The organism is Prosthecobacter sp., from assembly GCF_044373815.1.
In the GTDB taxonomy this organism is placed as follows: domain Bacteria; phylum Verrucomicrobiota; class Verrucomicrobiia; order Verrucomicrobiales; family Verrucomicrobiaceae; genus Prosthecobacter.
The window spans coordinates 1-2869 of sequence record NZ_JBIPNG010000663.1 but is presented as its reverse complement, the minus strand read 5'-3'; the positions used below and the strand labels follow the sequence as shown (position 1 = coordinate 2869).

The window sequence follows — 2869 nt, the reverse complement described above, 5'->3', positions numbered from 1 at the left end:
CTTCCGCTTCCCACTGGTGGACGAGTAAAGCAACGCAACGAGAATAAAGCTCAGCCCGGCGGTCTGAAAGACTACTAGTCCTATTCAGCAGGGCCATCATCGTTAGAAGAAGCGGATTACCCGCCAGTTCCCTCATTCTCGGCTGCTTTGAAATTTTGTCTCGTAGTCAAATATAAAGATCGGCCTTGTTGGCGTCAGTGATTTGAGAATGCCAACGCTCAAGAAAGTTGGCGATTTGTTCATTATCAAATGGTTGAATATGTCCATGTAAAAATCCGGCTTGCTGCAGGGATTCGGGCCGGTATCCAAAAGACCTTGTTGTAACAACAATTCGAATGTTATTCCAGGCAATCGTAGCATGAGTTATTCTAGAAATGATTTCGTCCCGCATAGACTGGTCAAAGACTTCATCAAATCCATCCAGTAGCAACCATGCCTTGCCGGAAGCTAATGCTGACTCTACTTGCGGGGCTTCAAGCTGCCAAGTTTGATCAGTACCATGCTGTAGAAAACTTGGAAAGTCGGTGACCGCCGGATTTTTCTCACGTTGTTCGGCATAGCGCCGCAGTTCTATTAGCAGTGGAACAGGTGCCATGCTAAAGGCAGCAGGGTCCGGGATTTCCGCCCATTCAAGCGAGAGGTATTGTAGTAAAGTCGATTTACCAGAACCTGGGTCGCCCGTAAGCACAATTAATGGTTGGGATGCAGCAGTCGCAAAAGTTAACCCCATTTGGGGCGTTGCATTTTTCAACATTTCAGTGAATTGCTCGATTTTTTTGCCATCAAGCACATGATGCTCTTTCAATTTCCCGGAACGAAGGAGAGCCTGATCCTCAATTGGCAGACAGTAAAAGTCTGAAGGAAGTGCCCCTTGTTCTATCACATTTGGATTTACGAAGACTTTTTTCATGCCGATAGGCGTGCTATGCTGGGCCTCCACAGCAAGTTGTTGTAGCTTTAAATAACCATGGCTTGCAATGATCGCTTTTTTATATCCGCTGAGATTGAATCCTGGCGTTCGAGGGAGTGATGCTTCGGTATTTTTGGCGATGCGGGCAAGGTTTAGTGTATCTAGAGCTTTTTTTAAAATCTCAGTTTGCCCTACTGATGCCGTCAGTATCTTTTGGTATTGTCTCAATACAGGGTTCCAGTCGAAATTATTGGGTAGGGGTCTTAGCTCCATTCGCATCCAGATCTCAGCAATGGGTGCGCTCGAAGGAGTTTCCCCCACAAACGCACGGGCCAGTTCTTTTTGAACTGCACTACTCGCTATCAAATCGTTAAAAGCTGCTGCATAAGAACCTACATCCGCCTCCGCATCATCCAACGCGACTTCGGCACGCTCGATAAACTTCGCGAGTGACTTGGCAAGTGCCTCCTCAGCAGCTTTTTGCCATGCCTGCGCAGCTCGACTGTCTACTGGAACTAGGCTTTTTACAGCTTCCTTGAATTTCTCTTTAATGAAATCAGATCCAGCATCCTTTATTTTTTCCTTAATGATGGGCCAGAGCGTGCCTGTAGCACTAGTTGCAGCGATGTATTCGAGAAAAGCCATATTTGAGCTTAGAATGTGGCAATTATTCTGTCCAGTTGTGCAACAAACATTCCGCTTAGACGCGCCAGTAATGATGCAAGTTCGATTCCTCCGCCCAAAACTCCCCAGCGAATCCCGCCCCTCATTCTCGTACCCATCTCCCTGCATCTCCCAGTCCCCATGCCCCTCCGCCTCCTCGCCGCGCTCCTGCTCCTCACCTTCCTCACAGCCACCGCCCCCGCCGCAGAGCCCACCTTCAGCTTCACCGTCCTCGAAATCCCGGACATCCAGCGCGGTGCTGGCCTCGCCATCGTCATGCGCACGCCCTCCGGCAAGACCTGGCTCTACGACACCGGCACCGCGCACCCTGAAAAACTCTCCTCCGACGGCTGGCTCGCCAACTTCAATGCCGGGCGCGATCTCATCGCCCCGCACCTCGCCCAAGCAGGCATCACCACCATCGAGGGCATTTTCATCAGCCACGCCCACTACGATCACTTCGGCGGCCTCCTCTGGCTCAAGGACCATTTCCAAATCAATCGACTCATCGACTGCGGCTACCTCTTCCACAGCGACGCCGAAGCCGACTACCTCGGCACCAACAAAGCCGAGCTCGATCACTACACCCGCGTCCGCGAAGAATTCCGCGCACGCCACGCCTACCTCAGCGCCACCGCCGGCGAGACCCTCGCGCTCGACCCCGACTTGAAGATCGAAGTCATCGCCCCGCCCAAAACCTATTTCACCGATCCCAAGATCACCACCCGTCCCAAGAACGACACACCCTCCCACTTCCTCGTCAACGCCAACTCCCTCGCCCTCCGCATCCAGTTCGGGGAAGTCGTCTTCCTCCTCCCCGGCGACATCCAGACCGAAGACATCGAAGCCAGCCTCATGCCCTTCGTTGATAAATCAAAGCTCAAATGCCACATTCTGGTAGCCCCCGGCCACGGCATCCATCCCATCCCCAAGGAATTCGGCGCAGCCACCCACCCCGAAGTCTCCATCGCCAGCGTCTTCCCCCGCTACGCACGTGGCATCCGCAGCACCAAAGACCTCCAGGCCCTCGGCACCAAAACCTACGTCACCGGCCTCCACGGCAACGTCCAGATCACCACCAACGGCAAAACCTACCAAGTCACCACCCAGCGCGACGACACCACAAAGAAACCCGACGCCATCACCAAACCCACACCCGCTGCTGCGAAGTAAGCGGCTTCCCACAAACTGAATTCACTCACTGAAGTGCACGAATCGCAGCATTAAGCACCGTGGCCAAAAAGAGTCCCAGGAGCGCGGACCTCCGAGTCCGCAGCACTCCGCAAACACAATTGG

At 53.1% G+C, this 2869-nt stretch carries 2 protein-coding genes; one reads left to right on the top strand and one right to left on the bottom strand.

The genetic code is table 11. The annotated features are described in order from the left end of the window. Positions 1–166: 166 nt before the first annotated feature. Entirely contained in the window at positions 167–1555 is a 1389-nt protein-coding gene (locus ACIREA_RS29935; RefSeq protein ID WP_397385981.1) for an NACHT domain-containing protein, read from the bottom strand. A 159-nt stretch (positions 1556–1714) separates the two neighbouring features. Between ACIREA_RS29935 and ACIREA_RS29930 the strand changes: the two genes are divergently transcribed. Then, positions 1715–2746: a ComEC/Rec2 family competence protein gene (locus ACIREA_RS29930; protein ID WP_397385980.1), complete on the top strand. Its 1032-nt coding sequence runs from the start codon at positions 1715–1717 to the stop codon at positions 2744–2746. Positions 2747–2869 lie beyond the last annotated feature (123 nt).